Origin of the sequence: Kitasatospora sp. NPDC088346 (genome assembly GCF_044740765.1) — a bacterium.
GTDB lineage: Bacteria > Actinomycetota > Actinomycetes > Streptomycetales > Streptomycetaceae > Kitasatospora.
In genome coordinates, this window is record NZ_JBIURH010000009.1 from 108,611 (window position 1) to 124,234 (window position 15,624).

Sequence of the window (15,624 nt, forward strand, 5' to 3'; positions counted from 1 at the left end):
GCCGGGGCCCCTCGGGGGCGGATCAGGGGATGGCCGGGTCCTGCGGGCGGTAGACGGTCAGGGCGCGGGCGGCCTTGTGCAGCAGCAGCCGGTCCGGGGCCCTGACCACCTCGCCGTCCACGCTGAAGTGGTCCACACCGCGAAGGTCCGTCAGGTCCAGGGCGGAGAGCCGGACCTCCCGGTAGATCCGGGAGTTGCCGAGGGTGCCGAGCAGGAAGGCGCCGACCAGCCTGGTCCGGGCGAAGGGGCGGCTGCCGTCGACGACCCGGATGTCGAGCCGGCCGTCGTCCAGGCGGCTGCGGTGGGTGGGGGCGAAGCCCGGCGGGTCGTACGGGCCGTTGCCCGCGAACAGCAGCCAGATCAGCCGGGGCACACCGGAGACGCTGACCGGCATCGGCTGGGCGGTGCGCAGCACCCGGGTGAGGGCCAGCCCGAGCGCGGGCCACTTGCCGATCCGCTTCTCGTGCTTCTCGCGGATGCGGACCAGGTCGGGGTAGACGCCGATGCTGAAGGTGTTGAGGAACGGCCGGTCGGTGTCGCCGCCGGTGGCCAGGGCGAGGTCGACGCCGGCCGCGCTGCCCTTCTCCACCGCCTCGGCGGTGGAGCGCAGGTCGTGGCTGCCGAGGTCGACGGCGAAGTGGTTGAGGGTGCCGCCGGGGAAGACCGCGAGCGGCAGGTTCTCGCGGGCCGCGACGGTGGCGGCCAGGTTGACGGTGCCGTCGCCGCCGCAGACGCCGAGGGCGCCGCCCGCCCGGGTGGCGGCCTGCGCGGCGCGGTCCATCAGCTCGGCGAGGTCCTCGTCGGGGCCGCAGAGCCGGAGGTCGGCCTCGGGGAGCAGGGTGCGCAGCTCGGCCATGGTGGCGTCGGGGCCGTCCGAGCCGGAGCCGGGGTTGACCACCACGGTCAGGCCGGCACCGCGCGGCAGGGCCGGTGCCTGGATGCCGGGCGGCGCGGTGCGGGCCGGTTCGGTGGCGCGCGCCGGCCACCAGCGCAGGGTGAGCACGGCGAGGCCGGCGCCCAGCGCGGCGCCGGCCAGGACGTCCCCGGGGTAGTGGACGCCGACGTACACCCGGGAGGCGATCACCCCGGCCGCCACCGGCGCCACCACCAGGCCGAGCAGCGGCGACTCGATCGCGACGGCGGTCGCGAAGGCCGCCGCCGAGGCGGAGTGGCCGGACGGGAAGGAGGTCGAGGTCGGCTGGACCAGCAGCCGGCGGGCCGCCGGGACGTGGTCCAGCACCGGCCGGGCCCGCCGGGTGGCGCCCTTGGCGAAGATGTTGGCCGTCGCGGAGGCCAGCGCCAGGGCGCCGACCCCGCGCAGCGCCGCGCGGCGGGCGGTGCGGTCGCCGGTGGCGGCCAGCGCCGCGGCCGCACCGAACCAGAGCACGCCGTGGTTGGCGGCCCTGGTGAGCCGGGGCAGCACGGGGTGGGCGCCGCGCAGCCGGCTCAGGGCGACCCGGTTGAAGAGCTTGCGGTCGAGATCGGTGATCACTCGCATGGCGAGAGCCTACGCGGCCGGGCGCGCGGAGGCGGTGCCACGGCCGGTCTTACGGAGTCCTGACGGTCCGTCGCCGCGGGCCGCCGGGGCGCCCGGTGGGCCCTAGCGTCGTGGGCATGGAGATTCTGCTCACCGGCGGCGCCGGGTTCATCGGGTCGCGGATCGCGGCCCAGCTCGTCGAGGCCGGGCACGGGGTGCGGGTCCTGGACGCCCTGCTGCCCGCCGTCCACCCCGCGGGCCGGGCGCCGCGGCTGCCACCGGAGGTCCGGTTCCGGCGGGGCGACGTGCGCGACACCGCGCTGGTCGAGGAGGAGCTGCGGGGCGTGGACGCCGTCTGCCACCAGGCGGCGATGGTGGGCCTGGGGCTGGACCTGGACGACGCGCCCGGGTACGTGGGCTGCAACGACCTCGGCACGGCGGTGCTGCTCTCGGCGATGGCCCGGGCGGGCGTGCGGAACCTGGTGCTGGCCGGGTCGATGGTGGTGTACGGCGAGGGGACCTACCGCTGCCCGGCGCACGGCGCGGTGGCGCCCGGACCGCGCCGGGTCGGCGATCTGGACGGCGGCCGGTTCGAGCCGCCCTGCCCGGTCTGCGGTGCGGCACTGGCCCCCGGGCTGGTCGGCGAGGACGCGCCGGTGGACCCGCGGAACGTGTACGCGGCGTCCAAGGTGGCCCAGGAACTGCTGGCCTCCGCATGGGCGCGGGCCTGCGGGGGACGGGTGCTGACGCTGCGCTACCACAACGTGTACGGGCCGGGGATGCCCCGCGACACGCCGTACGCGGGGGTCGCTTCGCTGTTCCGGTCGGCGCTGGCCAGGGGCGAGGCCCCGCGGGTCTTCGAGGACGGCGGTCAGCGCCGGGACTTCGTGCACGTGGCGGACGTCGCGGCGGCGAACCTGGCCGCCCTCGCCGCGGTCGCCGGGCGCCCGCCGGGCAGCGCGCGGGCGTACAACGTGGGCAGCGGCGAGGTGCGGACGGTCGGCGAGATGGCCCGGGAGCTCGCCCACGCGTCCGGCGGGCCCGAGCCGGTGGTCACCGGTCAGTACCGGCTGGGGGACGTCCGGCACGTCACGGCGGACTCCACCCGGCTGCGGGCCGAGCTCGGCTGGCTGCCCCGGGTGGGCTTCGCCGCGGGGATGGCGGAGTTCGCGGGGGCAGCATTGCGTGACGGTCCGGGCAGCTCCGGGCGGTGAGGGCGCCGATCCCCGCTCCGGTGGGCACGGGGCCGCCCGCACCCGGTACGGTCGTCCCGGCAAGGGACCGGCGACGGTCCGGAACAGGGGCGGGGTGGGCATGGAAGCACTGGTCGCAGGGGATCCGCAGCAGATCGGCGACTACCGGTTGCTGCGGCGGCTCGGCGCCGGCGGCATGGGACGGGTCTACCTCGGCCGGACGGCCGGCGGCCGCACGGTGGCCGTCAAGGTGGTGCACGGCGAGTACGCCGCCGACCCCGAGTTCCGCAGCCGGTTCCGCCAGGAGGTCGAGGCGGCCCGCCGGGTCGGCGGCCGGTGGACGGCCCCGGTCCTCGACGCCGACACCGAAGGCGCCCACCCGTGGGTCGCCACCGGGTACGTGGCCGGGCCGGCCCTCGGCGCGGCCGTCCGGGAGTTCGGGCCGCTGCCGGCCGGCGCCGTGCGGACGCTCGGCGCGGGCCTGGCCGACGCGCTCGCCGCCGTGCACGCCCTCGGGCTGGTGCACCGCGACGTCAAGCCGTCCAACGTCCTGCTGGCGCTGGACGGACCGCAGCTGATCGACTTCGGCATCGCCCGCGCGCTGGACGCGGCGACCGTGCTCACCCGGTCCGGCTTCGTCGTCGGCTCCCCCGGCTTCATGTCCCCCGAGCAGGCCCAGGGCCGGACTCCGGGACCGGCCGGCGACGTGTTCTCGCTCGGCGCGGTCCTCGCCTACGCGGCCACCGGCACCGCCCCCTTCGGCGAGGGCCTGAGCGCCGCCGCGCTCATCTACCGCGTGGTGCACGAGCCGCCCGAGCTGGGCGCGCTCGACGGCGACCTGCGCGAGCTGGTCGCCGCCTGCCTCGCCAAGGACCCGGCCGACCGGCCCACGCCGGAACAGGTCCGCGACCGGCTGACCGCCGCCACCGGCGACACCGTCCGCCTCGGGCAGGCCGGCTGGCTGCCACCGGCGGTCTCCGAGTCCGTCGCCCGGCTGGCGGTCGAGCTGCTCGGCCTCGACGCCGAGGCCACCCGCGAACCGGCCGGGCGGCCGGCGGAGGCCGAGCCGGCCACCGAGCTGAACGGGCCGCCGACCGAGCTGGACGGGCCGGCCACCGAGCTCGACGGGCCGGCCGGCGGGCGGGCTTCGGGTGGGACGGTCGCCGGCCCCGGACCGGCAGGGGGAACCGGCCGGCTCGCGGGCGCCGGCCGGCGGCGGGCGGTTGCGGTGGGCGGCGTGGTACTCGCGCTGGTCCTCACCGCCGGGCTGACGTTCTGGCTCAGCCACGGCCCGGGCACCCCGGGCGCGAGCGGCGGGGCGCAGCCGTCCGAGAGCGCCTCCAATGAGGCGGGCGACTCGGCGCAGGCGGGCGACTCCGCGGAGGCGAGCGACGGCAGTGGCGGTGGCGCCGCCGGCCAGGACAACGCCTCGGCGGAGGGGAGCGCCGAGCCCGCCGGCGCCGTCCCCGAGGGCTACCTCGGCACCTGGCAGGGCGAGGTGACCCAGGAGTCCGGCGCCGTCTCGACGTACCGGATCCAGCTCGTCCAGGGCCAGGTCGGCGACACCGTCGGCCACGCGGCCACCACCGGGGCCGCGCCCGGCGTCCAGTGCGGCGAGACCTCCGTCCTGGTCTCCGCCTCCGAGCAGTCCGTCGTCGTCTCGGAGACCCTCACCACCACCAACCCCGGCTGCACCCCGGAGGTCTCGGCGCCGCTCACCTTCGAGCTCGGCCCGGACGGCACCCTGGAACTGAAGCAGGACGGCTTCGCGAACAGCCGGCTGACCCGGCAGTCCTGACCGCGGCCCCGTACGCGGCGACCGGCGGTGACGGGCGGGGATGCTCCTCGTTGCGACGCACGGAAATCCGTTTCGGGCGTCGCCCCGGGTGCGCCTACCGTGGCGTGATGATGACCCAGGTGATCGTCCTCAACGGTGGTTCCAGCTCGGGGAAGTCCGGGATCGTTCGATGTCTGCAGGCTGTCCTGCCGGGCCCGTGGCTGGCGCTCGGGACGGACACCCTGGTGGACGCGATGCCGGCGTCCATGCGGACGGCCGACGGCGGGATCGACTTCGCCCCGGACGGGGAGGTGGTCGTCGGGCCGGAGTTCCGGCGGTTGGAGGCGGCGTGGATCGAGGGGGTTGCCGCGATGGCGCGGTCGGGCGCCCGGGTCATCGTCGATGAGGTCTTCCTCGGCGGCACGGAGTCGCAGCGGCGGTGGCGGACGGCGCTGGGCGACCTGCCGGTGCTGTGGGTCGGTGTCAGGTGCGACGGCTCCGTTGCGGCGGGCCGTGAGGTCGCGCGAGGCGATCGGATCGTCGGGATGGCCGTGTCCCAGGCGGAGGTGGTCCACCGGGGCGTGGCCTACGACCTGGAGGTGGACACCACGCGTACGGAGTCGATGGAGTGCGCCCGGGCCATCGCCGAGCGCGTCCAGTGATGGACGGTCGACATGGCGATACCGGCGGCATGGACCGTTGGGAAGGGACCGCCACGCTTGAGTGGTGGGCCGATCGATCGACCTGTCTGGCCCGGCTCGGCGTGCGGGTCACCGCTCACGCCCTCGGTGACGGGTGGGCGGGCGGCGCCGTCCTCGATCCTCCGCCGTCCGAGTCGGACCGCGCGGACTTCGAGCTCCTCATGACGCTCGATCCGCTCTTCACGCTGCGCCTCGACGAGGGAAGCACGATCCTGGTCGATGTCCGCACGACGGTGGGCGAGGAGCAGCTCGGCCTCACCGCCCACGGGACCGGGACGGCGCCGGCCGCCTCCGGGTGCGTGAAGCGGTAGCGGGTGGGGCTCGCCCCTCGGCGGGAGGGGGTGCGGCCGGTCGTCCAGCGTCGGCGGGACGGGCGACCGGTGGCGGGGCTCACACGAAGAAGGCGTCCATGCCCGGCACGTCCGAGAGGTAGGTCTCGATCGCGCCGATCCGGCCGTCCCGCACGGAGCAGACGGTGGCCAGGTACTCGTCGAGCACCACGCCGTCGCGCTCGGCGGTGTTGTGGACCGAGAGGGCGAAGTTGTCCCGGCTCACCAGGACGTGCTGGAGGTCGAAGTTGACGCCGTAGCCGGCGATCAGCCGGACGCGGTCGATGGCCCGGCGCTGCCGCGCCGCCGAGCTCCGGCTGCTCCCCGGGGAGGGGCACGTCTCGGTGCTCGCCGGCGCGGAGGAGTCCCTGCGCCGGCTGTCCGCGCTGCGCGCCTGACGCCCCCGTCGGCGGTGGTCGGCGCCGGTCAGTGGAGGACGACGGCGTGGCCGGAGGCGAGGCTCGCCCGGCAGGCGAGGTGGAGGTGCAGCCAGGCGAAGGCCTCGGCCTGGAACGGGTCGTCCGGGGAGTGGGCGGCGAGCCGGGCGGACTCCTCCGCGCCGAGCGTGCCGTCGGGGTCGAGCCGCACGCCGATCGCGGGTGCGAAGCTGCGGAGTTCGGCCAGCAGTCGCCGGCTCGATCCGACGATGCCACCGCCGTCGACCCCGGCGCCGGCGGGCAGGAAGAGCGGGTCGTCGAGGTCGACCGGCAGGTAGTAGCCGGCGGTGTCGGAGTGGCAGAGCAGGTGGGAGGAGAGCATCGAGGTCTCGTCCTCGATCCACCGCAGGTCGCGGGCGTACTGGGCGGGGTCGCAGGTGAGGGCCGGGGTGACGGGCTCCTCCCACCGGTGCAGGACGTAGCTGCGCCGCAGGTGTGTCAGGTGGCGGGCGGGGAAGCCGGCGTAGTGGCGGGGTGCGTCGGCGCTCTCGGCGGGCTCCGGTTCGCGCCAGTCGATGCCCTGCGCCGCCAGCGCCTCGTGCAGCCGGGTGAACGCCTCCCGGTGGTACCGGAGGCCTTCGCGGTCGCTGCCCGCCACGGAGTGGAGTATGCCGACCGACAGTGAGATTCCCATGGCAGGAACCTAGCCGTCCGGTCGGACATCCCCGTCGAGGCCCTGTGCCGCGGCCCTGGGGTGCTCAGCCCACGGCCGCCGCGGACGGCAGGGCGATCTCGAAGCAGCAGCCGCCCGTGACGTTGCGGACGCTGGCGCGCCCGGCGTGCGCCTCCACGATGCCGCGGACGATCGCGAGGCCGAGCCCCGCGCCGGTGTCCCCGTGGTGCGGGCCCGGCAGGGCGGCCTCGGCCGGCCGGGGGGTACGGGCGCTGCCGCCGCGCCAGCCGGTCTCGAAGACCCGGGTCAGGTCGGGTTCGGGGATGCCGCCGCAGCCGTCGGTGACCGAGACCAGCACCTCGTCGGCCTCCCGGCGGGCGGCGACCGCGACCACGCCGTCGGCCGGGGTGCAGCGGATCGCGTTGACCAGCAGGTTGGCCAGCACCCGGGTGATCTCCCGGCCGTCCACCTCGATCGGTTCGGCGGCGACCTCCGCCCCCTCCAGCCGGACCCCGCGCTCCCGGGCCAGCGGGTCGGCCCCGGCGATCGCGTCGCCGACCAGGTCGTAGACCGAGACCCGGGCGGGCGAGAGGGCGAGTGCGCCGGCCTGGATCCGGGACAGCTCGAAGAGGTCGTCGACCATGCCGGTGAGCCGGTCCACCTCCGTGCCGATCCGCACCAGGTAACGGGCCGGGTCCTCGGCGACGCCGTCCTCCAGGGCCTCGGCCATCGCCCGGAGCCCGGCCAGCGGGGTCCGCAGGTCGTGCGAGATCCAGGCGATCAGCTCCCGGCGGGAGTGCTCCAGGGCCTGTTCGCGCCGCCGGGACTCGGCCAGCCGGGCGCTGGTGGCGGCGAGTTCGGCACTCAGCTCGGCGAGCTCGGAGCCGAGCGGACGGCGCGGGGCGGAGAACCCCTCCTCACTGCCCACCGTGCGGGCGGCCACGGTCAGCGCCCGGCTGCCCGCCACCACCTGGCGGCCCAGCAGCGCGGCGGTGACCAGCGAGACCACGGCGGCCATCGAGGTCACCGTGATCACCACCCCGAGGTCGTGGTGGGACAGGAACATCGCCTGGGCGACCGCCAGCGTCCCCGCCGTCATGGCGAGCACCGTCACCAGCGCGACGATGAACAGCGAGAGCGCGAGCGAGCGGCGGCGCAGCAGCCGCACCACCGGCCAGCCGAGCAGGCCGGCCGAGCACGCCCCGAGGGCGGCGAACAGGGCGATGAGCAGCAGGTCGTTCACGGTGGTTCAGCCCTTCACCGGGTCGAAGCGGTAGCCGACGCCCCAGACGGTGCTGATCAGCACCGGTGCGGCCGGGTCGTCCTCGATCTTCTCCCGCAGCCGGCGGACGTGGACGGTGACGGTGGACAGGTCGCCGAACTCCCAGCCCCAGACCCGCTGCATCAGCTCCTCCCGCCCGAAGGCGGTGCCGGGGTGCCGGAGCAGGAAGGCCAGCAGGTCGAACTCGCGCAGGGTGAGCGAGAGTTCGCGCTCCCCACGGCGGGCCCGGCGGGCCTGCTGGTCGAGCGTGAGGTCACCGGCGGTGAGCAGCCCGCCGGCGGCCGGGGCCAGGGCGGTCCGGCGCAGCACGGACTGGATCCGCAGCACCAGTTCGCGCGGACTGAACGGCTTGGTGACGTAGTCGTCGGCGCCGAGCTCCAGGCCGAGGATGCGGTCGGCCTCCTCGCCCTTGGCGGTGAGCATCACCACCGGCAGCCGGGCGCCGGCCTCGGTGGCCCGCAGCCGGCGGCAGACCTCCAGGCCGTCGATCCCGGGCAGCATCAGGTCGAGGACCACCAGGTCGGGGCGGTGTTCGGCGGCCGCGGCGAGGGCCTGGTGGCCGTCGGCGGCCCGGTCGACCCGGAAACCCGCGCGCTGCAGGTAGCCGGTGACGACCTCGGCGACGGTGGGGTCGTCGTCGACCACGAGGACGCAGGCGGTGGGAGGAGTATCGGTCACGTCGTCGAGGATAGGAAACCCCGGGGGGCGGGCCGGACCACCGGGGCGGTCCGTACGACTTCCGTAAGGCACCGATGCGGCAATTGTCCGCATTCCGGTCGGTAGCTTGAGCCGGGTGACCACTCCTACCCTCTCCGTCGACGTGGTGCTGCCCTGCCTGGACGAGGCCGCCGCCCTCCCCTGGGTGCTCGGGCGGATGCCGCCCGGCCTGCGACCCATCGTGGTGGACAACGGCTCCTCGGACGGCTCCGCCGAGCTGGCGCGCTCGCTCGGCGCCACCGTGGTGACCGAGCCGCGCCGGGGCTTCGGCGCCGCCTGCCACGCCGGCCTGCTGGCCGCCACCGCCGACCTGGTCTGCTTCATGGACTGCGACGGCTCCCTCGATCCGGCCCAGCTCGCCCGGGTGACCGGCCCGGTGCTGGACGGCACCGCGGACCTGGTGCTCGGCCGCCGCCGACCGACCGCCCCGGGCGCCTGGCCACCGCACGCCCGGCTGGCCAACGCCGAACTGGCCCGCCGGCTGCGCGCCCGCACCGGCGCGCCCCTGCACGACCTCGGCCCGATGCGGGCGGCCCGGCGCGAGCGCCTGCTCGCGCTCGGACTGGGCGACCGCCGCTCCGGCTACCCGCTGGAGGCGGTGCTCTCCGCCGCTGCCGCCGGGATGCGGATCGCCGAGCGCCCGGTGGACTACCGGCCGCGGGCCGGGCGGTCCAAGGTGACCGGGACGGTGCGCGGCACCGTGCGGGCGGTCCGGGACATGCGTGCGGTGCTGGCGGCGCCGCCGCCCACCCTGCTGGTGATCGCCAAGGAGCCGCTGCCCGGCCGGGTGAAGACCCGGCTCACCCCCGTGTACCGCCCCGAGCAGGCCGCCGCGCTGGCCGAAGCCGCGCTCGCGGACACCCTGGCCACCCTCTCGCTGATCCCGGCCGGACGCCGGCTGGTCGTCCTGGACGGGCGGCCCGGCCGCTGGCTCCCGCCCGGCTGGGAGGTCGCACCGCAGGTGACCGGCGGGCTGGACGCGCGGCTCGCCGCGGCCTTCGCACTGGCGCCGCCCGACCGGCCGGCACTGCTCGTCGGCATGGACACCCCGCAGCTGACCGCCGCCACCCTGGCCGAGCCGCTCTCCGCCGCCCGGCGCCCCGGCGTGGACGCCTGGTACGGACCGGCGGCCGACGGCGGGTTCTGGGCGCTGGGACTGGCCCGGCCCACCCCCGGGCTGGCCCGCCGGCTGCTGGTCGGCGTCGAGATGTCGACCGCGCGGACCGGGGCGCAGCTGCTCGCCCGGACCGTGGCGGCGGGCCTGACGGTCTGCCACCTGCCGACGCTGGTGGACGTGGACACCGCCGAGGACGCCGAGGCGGTGGCCCGTGCGGCGCCCGACGGCCGGTTCGCGGCCCGCTGGCGGGCGTTCTGCCCCGACCGCAGCGCCGCGCCCAGCGAGAGGGCGGCCCGCCGATGACGACCGCGGTACGGCCCTGGGTCGACGACCCGTTCGCGGAGGCGATGCGGACCGGCCGCGGCCCGCTCTGGCTGCGGGGCGCGGACGGCAGCCGCCGGCCGCTGGAGGTGGACCGGTGGTGCGGCCCCGCGGCCGGTGCCGACCACGGCCTGCTGCTGCGCTGCCTGGACTCCGCCGAACCCGCCCTGGACATCGGCTGCGGCCCCGGCCGCCTGGTCGCCGAACTGCTGTCCCTCGGTGTCCCGGCCCTCGGCGTGGACGTCACCCGGGCGGCCGTCGACCGTACCGCCGCCATCGGCGGACTCGCCCTGTGCCGGTCCGTCTTCGAGCGGCTGCCCGGCGAGGGCCGCTGGGGCACCGCCCTGCTCGCCGACGGCAACCTCGGCATCGGCGGCGACCCGGCCACGCTGCTGCGGCGTTCCGCCCAACTGCTCGGCCCCGGCGGCCGGCTGCTGGTCGAGGTCGAACCCCGCCCCACCGACGAGCGGCTGACCGTCCGGGTGGAGGGCCCGCACGGCCGCCTCGGCCCGCCGTTCGCCTGGGCCCGGCTGGGCGCCGACGCACTCGTCCGGACGGCTGCGACGGCGGCCGGACTGACCGAGGCCGAGCGGTGGAGCTCGCACGGGCGGGCGTTCGTCGCCCTGCACCGGCCGGAGCGGTGAGCCGGCCGCCGTGAGCCGGGCCGGACCCGGCGCCCGGCCGCTCCCCCGGGCGGCTGAACGACCCGGCCGGCGCAGCCCCGCCGGCGCGGGCGCGGCGGGTGGCCCGTGGTAGCGGTGGGTGGCCGGCGGATGCTCCGCCGCTGCGGGGGCGCCGGAGGGAGCCGCGGTGGAGTTGCGTCGGGGCCCCGGGCTGAGCGCGGCGCTGGTCGGGCTGACCGTGACCACCGGGCTGATCGAGGCGGTCTGCTTCCTTGCGCTCGGGCACGTCTTCACCGCGGTGATGACGGGCAATCTGCTGTTCCTGGCATTCGGCGTGGCCGGGGCGCGGGGCTTGTCCGCCCTGGCGTCGGCCGTCTCCTTCGGCGGCTTCACCGTCGGTGTGGTGGCGGGGGCGGCGGTCGAGGCCCGGGTGGACGCCCGGCGCCACCGGTGGTTCCTGGTGGGCCTGGTGGTGGAGTCCCTGCTGCTCGGCGCCGCCGCGGCCGCGGCGTGGGACCTCCCGCCGACCGGTGACGACCCCTCCCCGCGCCATCTCGCGGTGGTGGCGGCGACCGCCGTGGCGATGGGCCTGCGCAACGTCACCACCCTGCGGGCCCACGTCCCGGACCTTCCCACCACCATCGCCACCCGCACCCTCACCGCGTTGCTGAGCGGTGCGGCGCCGGCCGGCGGGGGCCGTCCGGTGCTGCGCCGCACGGCGGCACTGGGGTCGATGTTCGGCGGCGGTGTGCTCGGGGCGCTGATGCTGGACGCCGGCTGGGCGCCCCAGGTGCCGCTGCTGGCGGCGGCCTCGGCCGGCCTGGCGATCGCCGCCGGTTACGGTCTCGCCGTCGCGCGGCGGCCGCCCCCGACCGACCGCGCGGACTGACCGGCGGACGGGCCGGCAGTCCGGCCGGCAGTCCGGCCGGCGGACCGGCCGCGGCGGGGCCCCGGGCGAATTGGCCCGGAGGGCGGCGGAATGGTTGGATCTAGACCTTTGGATCGCACGTTCGACGGGGGAGCCGGATTTGGCCGGATTGCGGGTCCGCGGGGCGCTGGCGGCAGCCGCCGCCGCGATGGTGACGACGGTGGCGGCGCCCGCGGGGGCCGCCCAGGACAGGCCCGCCTTCGAGGTGCAGTACCCGACTCCGGTGGACCAGCAGGTGGCGCCGGGCGATCCCGCCTTCCACGACCTGGTCCTGTTCGTGCACAGCCTCGACAACCGCGCCACCCTGACCGGGGTTCAGGTGGCCGTCGACGGGCGCGCGCTCGCCAAGGTCGCCGAGCTCCGGCTGCCCGCCCAGTGCGCCTTCACCGACGCCGCACACCTTCAGGCGCTCTGCACGCTCGGCGAGGTGCCCGCCGCCACCACCCTCCGCCTGGGCGTGCGGGCCACCGCCGGCGCGGCGCTCGGCGCGACGGGCTCGCTCTCGTACCGGGTCACGGCCGCCGGCGCGGCCGAGGGCGGGCACTCCGGCACGCCGCGCACCACCGTGAAGGTGGCCGACGGCCCCGACCTGGCCGCCCGTCAGCTGCCCGCCCGGACCACGGTGGGCGGCCCGACGCCGGTCGACACCGGCTTCGTCAACCGGGGCGACCGGGACGCCGACGGCGTCGTGCTGTACTTCGCGCAGCGGCCGGGCTTCGGCATCGGTGGCAGCTACGGCAACTGCCTGTACCCGGTGGCACCGGACTCGTACGTGCTGTGCCGGTTCGACGACCTGGTGGTGCACCCCGGCGAGGCCCTGCGGCCCGCCGTACCGGTGGTCCTCGCACCCCAGGACGGCGGGAACCCGCCCAACTCCCGCTTCGAGTACGGCGTCGACGTCAGGGGCGGCCGGCAGGACCGGGCACTGGCCGGCGACCCGGCGATCTCCCGGCGCGGCACCGGACCGGCCCTGGTGCTGACGGCCGAGCCCGCGCCGTCCGGCGTCGAGTACGGCGGCGCCACGGTGTACGGCAACCTGGAGACCGGCCGGGTGCGCGACCTCGCGGTGGTCGCCCCCGACGTCGCGACCACGCTCGGGAGCCGGACCGAGGCCGGCTTCGGCGTCCGCAACGCCGGTGACGTGCCCGTCGCGCCCGGGGACCCGGCGGGCACGCCCGTCCTGCTGCTGCTGACCTTCCCCGAGGGACTCCGGGTGGCCGAGGCGCCCGCGGGCTGCGCGCCCACCGCGGGCGCCGCCTCCGGGTACACCTGCACCCCCACGAGGACCCTGCACCCGGGCGAGAGCGAGACCTTCACCTTCCGGGTCGAGCCCACCGAGCTGTTCGACCACCGGACGGGCACCGCGGCGCTGTCCGCCGCACCGGCCGGCGCGGACGCCTCCGCCGCCGACGACCGGGCCGGGTTCCAGGTCGGTGCCGTCCTGCCGGACTACTCCTACTCGCCCGCACCGGCGTCCTCCCGGACCAGGACGGGGCCGACCCCGGCGAGCGCCGCGAGCCCCGCACCGAGCCCGTCGGCCAGTGCGGTGGCCGCCCCGGTCACCGGCTCCGGCAGCCCGGCCGCCGCGCCGGCCTCCGACCTGGCGCACACCGGCGGCGGCGACGCCGGACTGCCGCTCGCCCTGGGCGGCGCGGCCGCGGTCGGCCTGGGCATCGGGCTGCTGGCGGCCGCGCTGATGTACCGCCACAAGGGCCTGCACCGCCGGCCGCGCACCCGGCCGGGGTTCGCCCGGCCCGGCGGTGGGCAGGGCTGACGGGAAGTCCGCCTCGCCAGCCCTCCGGAGGATCCTTGAAGCAGCCGCTCGCCGCCGCAGCCCTCGCCGCCCTGGCCCTCGCCGCGGCCCCCGTCCCGACCGGCGGGACGGCCGGCGGGACGCCGGCCCCGGTGCCCGACTGCGGGAAGGCCCTGGTGGTCCAGTTCGTCGGCGCCTACCGCGACGCCGTGCTCGGCGAGGGGCCCACCGGCCGCACCCCGTCCGAGATCCGGGCGCTGTACCTCACGCCCGAGCTCAACCTGCGCCTCGACCGGTGGGCCGGGGAGCACCCGGCCGCCGACCCGGTGTTCCGCGGGCCCGCCGTGCCGGTGCGATGGTCCGCCGCCTGCGCGGGCGACGCGGTGGACCTCACCCAGTACGCCGCGGACGGCCGCACCCGACACGTCCGGTACCGGGTGCAACTCGCCGACCAGTACATCGACGGCCTCGCGGACCCGGGCACGCCCGACCGGTGAGTCACCGGGCGACAACCGGACCGGGGTCGCTCAAACCGGTGGCGCGAACGGGCCGCGGTTGCTTGGATGCGCTGTGCACTTCACCACGACCGACACCAATGACCTGCTCGCCCGGATCGAGCGCTACTACGACGCGGTCCCCCGCTCCGCGGCCCGGACCGAGGACTTCGGGCCGCTGACCCTGTTCGTCCGCGACGGGGAGGGCTGGGGGTACTACGCCCGCCCGACGCTCGGCTGGGACGGCCCGCCCGCCACGGCCGCGGACGTCGAGCGGGTCCGGGCCCGCCAGCGGGAGCTGGGCGTCCCGGAGAGCTTCGAGTGGGTGGCCGAGAACGCGCCCGGGCTGCGGGAGGCGGTCGAAGCCGGCGGGCTGGCCGTGAACGCGCACCCGCTGATGGCGCTCGACCCGGACGCGCCCGTGCTCCCGACCGACCCCGCCGTACGGCTGATCGGCCCGGACGCGCCCGAACTCGCCGCCGCGCTGGCGGTACCGCGGCTGGCGTTCGCCGAGCCGGGCACCGGGGTCGGCGCGGCCGGCCGGGCCGAGCTGGTCACCGCCACGGCGGAGCTGCTGACCGACGGCACCCTGGAACGCGTCGCGGACCGGATGCGGGCCGGGCTGACCGTGACGGCCGCCGCGCTGGACGCGGACGGCTCGGCGCTCTGCTCGGGAATGCACCAGCCGGTGGACGGGGTCACCGAGGTGGTCGGCGTCGGCACCCTCCCGGCCGCCCGCCGCCGGGGCCTGGCGCTGGCGGTCACGGCCTGCCTGGTGGCCGACGCCCGCGCCCGCGGCGCCTCGACGGTCTTCCTGTCGGCCGGCGACGAAGCCGTGGCCCGGGTCTACGCCCGGGCGGGCTTCCACCGGGTCGCCACCGCGCTGATCGCCGAGCCCGCCGAGGAGCCCGCGGCCACCGAAGCCGGCTGACCGGCCCGGGCGCCCCGGCCGCTCACCCGGGCAGCGGGTCGGCCTCCTCCAGCAGCGGGGCCAGCAGGTCGCCGTGCTCGGCGACCCGCTCCAGGACCTGGTCGGGGGTGAAGGCCAGGTCCTCGGCCCGGGTGCAGGCCTCGATCTCCGCCCACGTCACGGGGGTGGACACCCCGGGCACCGGGGTCGCCCGCAGGGTGTAGGCGGCGGCGGTGGTCTTGGCCGTCGCGTTCTGCGACCAGTCGACGAAGACCCGGTCGCGGCGCACCGCCTTCGCCATCCGGGACACCATCAGGTCCGGGTGGTCGCCGGCCAGCCGCTCGGCCATCGCCCGGGCGTACGCGCCGACCGCCTTCGCGGGGGCGGGGCGCAGCGCCGCGTACAGGTGCAGGCCCTTGCTGCCGGAGGTCTTGGGGTGGGCACGCAGGCCGTCGGCGGCGAGCCGCTCGCGGATCAGCAGGGCGACCCGGCAGCACTGGACGAGGTCGGCGCCGGGGCCCGGGTCGAGGTCGACGACCAGCCGGTCGTGGTGGGCGTGGCCGCTGTCGGCCGTCCACTGCGGGACGTGCAGCTCCAGGGCGTAGCCGTTGCCGACCGTCATCAGGGTGGCGAGGTCGTCCACCGTGACCCGCTCCTTCGGGCCCTCGTGGGTGGGGACGGTCACGGTGGGGACCCAGTCGGGCAGGCCGGGCGGCGGGTTCTTTGCGAAGAAGCCCTCCTCGCCGATCCCGGAGGGGAAGCGCAGGAAGGTCGCCGGGCGGCGGCGCAGGTGCGGCAGCATCGCCGGGGCGACCTGGGCGTAGTAGTAGAGGGCCTCGCCCTTGGTCCAGCCGGTGACCGGCCACAGGACCTTGTCGAGGTGGGAGAGGACCAGGCGGCGGCCCTCGACTTCCGTGACCTGGCGCTCCGGCATACCGTGGTAGATCCCCGC

At 77.0% G+C, this 15,624-nt stretch carries 15 protein-coding genes and 2 pseudogenes; 11 read left to right on the plus strand and 6 right to left on the minus strand.

Annotated elements, in window-relative coordinates:
• Positions 1-22 precede the first annotated feature (22 nt).
• A complete protein-coding gene (locus tag ACIOFR_RS15095) occupies positions 23-1,498 on the minus strand; it encodes a bifunctional phosphatase PAP2/diacylglycerol kinase family protein (RefSeq protein ID WP_400996667.1) in 1,476 nt (491 codons plus the stop codon).
• A gap of 116 nt (positions 1,499-1,614) precedes the next feature.
• Here ACIOFR_RS15095 and ACIOFR_RS15100 point away from each other — a divergent pair, with 116 nt between their 5' ends.
• The 4 genes from ACIOFR_RS15100 to ACIOFR_RS15115 all read left to right on the plus strand — a co-directional run bounded on the left by ACIOFR_RS15100 (position 1,615) and on the right by ACIOFR_RS15115 (position 5,459).
• A complete protein-coding gene (locus ACIOFR_RS15100; protein WP_400996669.1) occupies positions 1,615-2,691 on the plus strand; it encodes an NAD-dependent epimerase/dehydratase family protein in 1,077 nt (358 codons plus the stop codon).
• A 100-nt stretch (positions 2,692-2,791) separates the two neighbouring features.
• On the plus strand, positions 2,792-4,468 hold the full coding sequence (locus ACIOFR_RS15105) for a serine/threonine-protein kinase (RefSeq protein ID WP_400996672.1): 1,677 nt from the start codon (positions 2,792-2,794) through the stop codon (positions 4,466-4,468).
• Between the two features lie 107 nt (positions 4,469-4,575).
• The gene (cpt, locus tag ACIOFR_RS15110) at positions 4,576-5,109 is read left to right on the plus strand and encodes a chloramphenicol phosphotransferase CPT (protein ID WP_400996674.1); all 534 of its coding nucleotides are present in this window, start codon (positions 4,576-4,578) and stop codon (positions 5,107-5,109) included.
• Positions 5,110-5,138: 29 nt separating this feature from the next.
• Positions 5,139-5,459 (plus strand): hypothetical protein, encoded by a 321-nt coding sequence (locus ACIOFR_RS15115; RefSeq protein WP_400996677.1) that lies wholly within the window; start codon positions 5,139-5,141, stop codon positions 5,457-5,459.
• A 79-nt stretch (positions 5,460-5,538) separates the two neighbouring features.
• Here ACIOFR_RS15115 and ACIOFR_RS15120 read toward each other — a convergent pair.
• From ACIOFR_RS15120 to ACIOFR_RS15135, 4 genes and pseudogenes are all read right to left on the minus strand, one after another.
• Positions 5,539-5,757, minus strand: a pseudogene (locus ACIOFR_RS15120) (nuclear transport factor 2 family protein); the annotation flags it as partial.
• Between the two features lie 146 nt (positions 5,758-5,903).
• Positions 5,904-6,548, minus strand: a complete 645-nt coding sequence (locus tag ACIOFR_RS15125; protein WP_400996680.1) for a hypothetical protein — start codon at positions 6,546-6,548, stop codon at positions 5,904-5,906.
• A 64-nt stretch (positions 6,549-6,612) separates the two neighbouring features.
• On the minus strand, positions 6,613-7,770 hold the full coding sequence (locus ACIOFR_RS15130) for a sensor histidine kinase (RefSeq protein ID WP_400996682.1): 1,158 nt from the start codon (positions 7,768-7,770) through the stop codon (positions 6,613-6,615).
• Positions 7,771-7,776: 6 nt separating this feature from the next.
• Positions 7,777-8,580 carry a response regulator transcription factor gene (locus ACIOFR_RS15135; protein ID WP_400996684.1) on the minus strand — a complete coding sequence of 268 codons (804 nt, stop codon included), beginning with the start codon at positions 8,578-8,580 and terminating at the stop codon, positions 7,777-7,779.
• Between the two features lie 13 nt (positions 8,581-8,593).
• On the opposite strand from ACIOFR_RS15135, the pseudogene ACIOFR_RS15140 reads away from it, so the two are divergent.
• The 7 genes and pseudogenes from ACIOFR_RS15140 to ACIOFR_RS15170 form a co-directional block, all read left to right on the plus strand.
• Positions 8,594-9,271, plus strand: a pseudogene (locus ACIOFR_RS15140) (glycosyltransferase family 2 protein); the annotation flags it as partial.
• Positions 9,245-9,946, plus strand: coding sequence for a DUF2064 domain-containing protein (locus ACIOFR_RS15145; RefSeq protein WP_400996961.1), 702 nt, complete (start codon positions 9,245-9,247; stop codon positions 9,944-9,946). The pseudogene ACIOFR_RS15140 and the gene ACIOFR_RS15145, both read left to right, overlap by 27 nt.
• A complete protein-coding gene (locus ACIOFR_RS15150) occupies positions 9,943-10,608 on the plus strand; it encodes an SAM-dependent methyltransferase (protein ID WP_400996686.1) in 666 nt (221 codons plus the stop codon). The genes ACIOFR_RS15145 and ACIOFR_RS15150 overlap by 4 nt, the downstream gene beginning before the upstream one ends.
• 166 nt (positions 10,609-10,774) lie before the next feature.
• Positions 10,775-11,476, plus strand: coding sequence for a YoaK family protein (locus ACIOFR_RS15155; RefSeq protein ID WP_400996688.1), 702 nt, complete (start codon positions 10,775-10,777; stop codon positions 11,474-11,476).
• Between the two features lie 139 nt (positions 11,477-11,615).
• Positions 11,616-13,289: a hypothetical protein gene (locus ACIOFR_RS15160; RefSeq protein ID WP_400996690.1), complete on the plus strand. Its 1,674-nt coding sequence runs from the start codon at positions 11,616-11,618 to the stop codon at positions 13,287-13,289.
• A gap of 35 nt (positions 13,290-13,324) precedes the next feature.
• On the plus strand, positions 13,325-13,765 hold the full coding sequence (locus ACIOFR_RS15165) for a hypothetical protein (protein ID WP_400996693.1): 441 nt from the start codon (positions 13,325-13,327) through the stop codon (positions 13,763-13,765).
• Positions 13,766-13,838: 73 nt separating this feature from the next.
• Positions 13,839-14,693, plus strand: a complete 855-nt coding sequence (locus ACIOFR_RS15170; protein WP_400996696.1) for a GNAT family N-acetyltransferase — start codon at positions 13,839-13,841, stop codon at positions 14,691-14,693.
• Positions 14,694-14,715: 22 nt separating this feature from the next.
• Here the strand turns inward: ACIOFR_RS15170 and ligD are convergent, their stop codons facing one another.
• Complete coding sequence (ligD, locus tag ACIOFR_RS15175) at positions 14,716-15,606, minus strand: non-homologous end-joining DNA ligase (RefSeq protein WP_400996698.1); 891 nt, start codon at positions 15,604-15,606, stop codon at positions 14,716-14,718.
• Between the last annotated feature and the right edge of the window lie 18 nt (positions 15,607-15,624).

Excerpts from the sequence above, each read along its gene's own strand:
- ACIOFR_RS15095 (WP_400996667.1), bottom strand. The coding sequence starts at position 1,498 with ATGCGAGTGATCACCGATCTCGACCGCAAGCTCTTCAACCGGGTCGCC.
- ACIOFR_RS15100 (WP_400996669.1), top strand. The coding sequence starts at position 1,615 with ATGGAGATTCTGCTCACCGGCGGCGCCGGGTTCATCGGGTCGCGGATC.
- ACIOFR_RS15105 (WP_400996672.1), top strand. The coding sequence starts at position 2,792 with ATGGAAGCACTGGTCGCAGGGGATCCGCAGCAGATCGGCGACTACCGG.
- cpt (WP_400996674.1), top strand. The coding sequence starts at position 4,576 with ATGATGACCCAGGTGATCGTCCTCAACGGTGGTTCCAGCTCGGGGAAG.
- ACIOFR_RS15115 (WP_400996677.1), top strand. The coding sequence starts at position 5,139 with ATGGACCGTTGGGAAGGGACCGCCACGCTTGAGTGGTGGGCCGATCGA.
- ACIOFR_RS15125 (WP_400996680.1), bottom strand. The coding sequence starts at position 6,548 with ATGGGAATCTCACTGTCGGTCGGCATACTCCACTCCGTGGCGGGCAGC.
- ACIOFR_RS15135 (WP_400996684.1), bottom strand. The coding sequence starts at position 8,580 with ATGCGGACAATTGCCGCATCGGTGCCTTACGGAAGTCGTACGGACCGC.
- ACIOFR_RS15145 (WP_400996961.1), top strand. The coding sequence starts at position 9,245 with ATGCGTGCGGTGCTGGCGGCGCCGCCGCCCACCCTGCTGGTGATCGCC.
- ACIOFR_RS15150 (WP_400996686.1), top strand. The coding sequence starts at position 9,943 with ATGACGACCGCGGTACGGCCCTGGGTCGACGACCCGTTCGCGGAGGCG.
- ligD (WP_400996698.1), bottom strand. The coding sequence starts at position 15,606 with ATGCCGGAGCGCCAGGTCACGGAAGTCGAGGGCCGCCGCCTGGTCCTC.